Annotated in this window: 3 protein-coding genes and 2 pseudogenes; 1 reads left to right on the top strand and 4 read right to left on the bottom strand. The window is 54.6% G+C overall.

Going from position 1 to position 3648, the window contains the following annotated elements:
- Nucleotides 1-184: 184 nt before the first annotated feature.
- Nucleotides 185-307: pseudogene (locus Q1B15_RS18340) on the top strand (IS630 family transposase); the annotation flags it as partial.
- A gap of 21 nt (nucleotides 308-328) precedes the next feature.
- On the opposite strand, the gene Q1B15_RS18345 reads toward Q1B15_RS18340, so the two are convergent.
- From Q1B15_RS18345 to Q1B15_RS18360, 4 genes and pseudogenes are all read right to left on the bottom strand, one after another.
- Nucleotides 329-574, bottom strand: a complete 246-nt coding sequence (locus Q1B15_RS18345; protein ID WP_366141749.1) for a hypothetical protein — start codon at nucleotides 572-574, stop codon at nucleotides 329-331.
- Nucleotides 575-650: 76 nt separating this feature from the next.
- A pseudogene (locus tag Q1B15_RS18350) lies at nucleotides 651-1999 on the bottom strand (ISKra4 family transposase).
- A 74-nt stretch (nucleotides 2000-2073) separates the two neighbouring features.
- Nucleotides 2074-2391, bottom strand: a complete 318-nt coding sequence (locus Q1B15_RS18355) for a hypothetical protein (protein ID WP_299756488.1) — start codon at nucleotides 2389-2391, stop codon at nucleotides 2074-2076.
- 115 nt (nucleotides 2392-2506) lie between these two features.
- Nucleotides 2507-2887 (bottom strand): hypothetical protein, encoded by a 381-nt coding sequence (locus tag Q1B15_RS18360; RefSeq protein ID WP_299756490.1) that lies wholly within the window; start codon nucleotides 2885-2887, stop codon nucleotides 2507-2509.
- Nucleotides 2888-3648 lie beyond the last annotated feature (761 nt).

Genomic DNA, 3648 nt, shown 5'->3' on the forward strand with positions numbered 1-3648 from the left:
CGAGTATACATTATGTGGCGACGGTATCACGCCTATGTCTCAACACTCAACAGCATTACGCCTATAGCGTGTGACGACACGATTTGCAAAAATCGCTGAGGACGACCATGCTATGCCCCTGAAAAGTAACGACCAGATCTCAACAGCATGCTCAAAACTGGCGCTGAACTGTCGAAGTTGGGTGATCCGAAAGGCCGCTGCCCGAACGTATGACCAGCTTTGGCAGGCCGTTGGCCACATCTGCGACCTGTTCAGCGACGAGGAATGCTACAATATTTTCAAAGCTGCTGGATACGGAACCGATTAAACCCGACACGCTCTAGATCGCTTAGGCCGCACTTGCACGACAGAGGCAACTCGCGCGTATTGGTATGTCTGCACGGGCCACGGCCTGGTCGAGCACCAGCTTGATATGTGGCAACTCGACTTCTTCACCGCGACGCATCAGGCACTCGTGTAAGCCGTGAAGCGCCCAGACGTTCCGCGGGTGCTGGCTCGGACGGGGGAGTTTGCCATCGACACCAAGGTCCGCTCGATAAACTGCCTCGGCCTCTTCGTATTCGCCAGATTCCAACAGAAGCGCGCCCAAGGCATGCCGGGTTGGTTGAGGCCAGGACCAGGGCTCTTCGGGAGTGGGCAAGACTTGGTGGTCAAGCGGCCATTTTTGTAACAGTCAGCCTGCCGTCAAGGACTGCGGCCCTAGTGACGGCGACGCGATGCACCCTTTCGGAGACCATCGCATGCGCCGCCGCTTGCCCATTCGAGTATTCCCGATGTCATCGACACAACCCTCTGCGCGGGATGACGAGACTGCGAGTCCGTTTCGATATCGGTGACCATAATTCACCAGCGCGTCGAAGTTGTTGGAAAGATAGAAATAGAGCGCTTGGCATCGAGCTTTGACGCGTCTGCCCGCTTCCCGTTGGCCTTTGGTTTCGGTGTGCAAACGGTCGCAGTCGATCTCAAGAACCTTGAGGATTGTCGCGGCTGTCATCACTTTTCCATGCCAGAGGTACCAACGCAGTGTCTCGGACGGTCGCTCGAAGAGTTGCGGCAACCCTGAAAACCCCTTCGTTTGCAAAAGTCCTCGCACGGCGTTCTCGATATGTTGAACCCGCATCGAAATGTGCCACCAATCAAAGATGTGGGTGACGGGGCCTTGAACGGCACGCCGCACAAGATTTGGCAGGGCAGGCTCCCCGTCTGAAATCACGGTCACTTTGCTCTGACCGTCCCAGCCTTGCGCGATCAGGTCATGTCGGAGTTGCTTTGCAGGAGATTTGGCGGCTTGCTGCACAAGACCGAAGCGTCGGCTCATGTTGGCATTTTCCACCTTACCGACCACAACATCCAGGTGCCGCTTCTGGTATTCCGGACGACATCTAATATGTGCACCGTCCAGGAAAACGGTCAATGTAGATGATTTGGTGCTCGCGTTATTGTTCCCATACCCTTCGTCGGCAACGTCAAGCTTCTCAGAAATGCGTCCCAAGCGATTTCGGACTGTCGTGTTTGACTGAGGCGCGCACGGCAAGAACATTTCGAGCAACCGGGCTGCCTCTCAAAACGAATGACGCGACCCCAACTCCGCCTGAAGGCGCAGTAGTTCGGGTGTCGCGCGATCCGGAAACAGCGCGTTGAATGGCAAAAGAAGAGCGACTTTCGCGGCGACCGCGTCTGATTTGCAGGCACACTGTCGTAGCCGCGGCGCCTTCACCCGAAAACGGCCATACAAAGTGTCGAGTGTGCGACCTCGATCGTCATGGACCCCACAACGCTTTCCGCAGTCGTCGCAAATTCGGCTTGCCGCCAGCGCTTCATCGATCTGGCTTTGAAGGATCGCCTCCTGCAATCGCCCCAACAAATTCTTGGCTTCGACAATGCGCAAACCCAAGCACTCTGGTTCTAGGTTGTCAGGTGCACGGCAAAGACGACCGATATTGCGCCTCTGTGTTTCTCCATCTTCAAATGTTGTTTCGACAACAATGCGCACATCCATGGTAGGCCCCGCCTCGCTCCAAAAGCCTTACCCTAACACGGCGTCCACCAAGTTTTGCCCACTCCCTCGACTATTCAAACCGTCTCTTCCTTGCCATACCCGACGATGACGGCCTCGCCCGACATCGCTTCGGTCACGCCTGTGTTGGTGCCAAGTTCTTCTAGCGTATCACGGAAGGTGTCGAGCGCGCGGATCATGACCGGACCGGCTGCAGCGATCGCCTGCGCGTTTTGCCATTCACCGATGAGGCAATAGTTTCGATCGCCGGTACTGACGATCGAGATTTTCTTGAGACCTTCCATCGCTTTGGGGTCGACCTGCCAGTTCCTGTCGATGAAATCCTTTTCGCGTCCCTCTTTCACCCGCATCCGAACGACATTGTAAGCTGTCATGGTTGTCTCCTTGTTTTTCTGTCCGTCGTAGAACTTGCAGCGACCGGATTTTCCCAGGTAAGTCCCACCACCCGCAAACCGGCGGGTGATCAGGCACGCCGGACCTGACCTCCAGTCAAGTCTTTCGGTTCAATGCAGAGCGGAGCGTCACAGCACCGACAATCAGCAAAACCAAGACCCAGAACCACCATGCGGCATCCCAAGCGCCAAGTCCGATGGCCAGAAAAATGACACCGAACACAAAACTAAAGAGCCACTTTGAACGGTATTTAGGCGTCTGAAGCCTTATGACGGCACATACGAGTGCGAAGGCACCAATTCCCACGAAAAAGACGCCCCCGCTGTCCCACCAACTGGACGACCCAGGCCATCCGATGTTCGCGAAAAAAAGCACCACGGCACCCCAAATGAAGGCCGCGCCCCACCAGATGCCGTCTATCCGGTCCATGTGCATCCATTCGAAGTCGCCGTTCTTGATGTTTCGATCGCTTGACATTTCTGAACCCTCTGTGCGGATGAAGTCCGCAAGCATGCCCAGTCATAACTGAGGACCGCTGGGCCGGATTGATCTTCGTCAATGGTGCGGTCATGCGTGGGTTTAATCTGGCAACAGGCCGCGAACGCGCGATTTCACCACAAGCGAAAGGAAAAGTGGACTGATATCGCGCCTCTGAATATTCCCATCTTCAAATGTCGTTTCGACAGTGATCCCTACCTTCATGGCCGGCCTCGTCTTGTTCCCAAAACATTACCTTATCTCAAAGACCACCAAGTTTTGCCCACTCCCAGGATACAGTGACATCAATAAAAAAATACCCTCTGATGCGCAGCAACAAAGAGTATTTAGTTAGTGTACCGAAGGGCTACAAAAAGTAACTATAAAATAGTAGCCCAATTACTTTTGGTTGGCAAGGGCGCGCCGCAATAGTCTCACAGTGAGCCCACAATGCCGACCTTACATAGAATCAGGATCCGCTACCGCGCGCTGTCGAGCCATAGAAGACTCGCCGTCCAAGTCCAAAGCGCGCGTATTTGACTCTACGCACCGATCGCCGGACAAATCATACCCTACAGGGCACGTGCCAGCACCAGACTTGTCAAAAGTCGGCTGTGGCGAAACCATCATGGCAGGCTCTTCTTGCTGGCTGCAAGCGGCCAAGAAGACAGCTGTGCCAACTACGGCTATCACATTCGTAAGTCTCATTCCTAACTTCTCCCTTCTGGTTCATAAGATTCAAGCGTTAGCCAATCAATTCG

Origin of the sequence: uncultured Boseongicola sp. (assembly GCF_937988555.1) — a bacterium.
Taxonomy (GTDB): domain Bacteria; phylum Pseudomonadota; class Alphaproteobacteria; order Rhodobacterales; family Rhodobacteraceae; genus Boseongicola.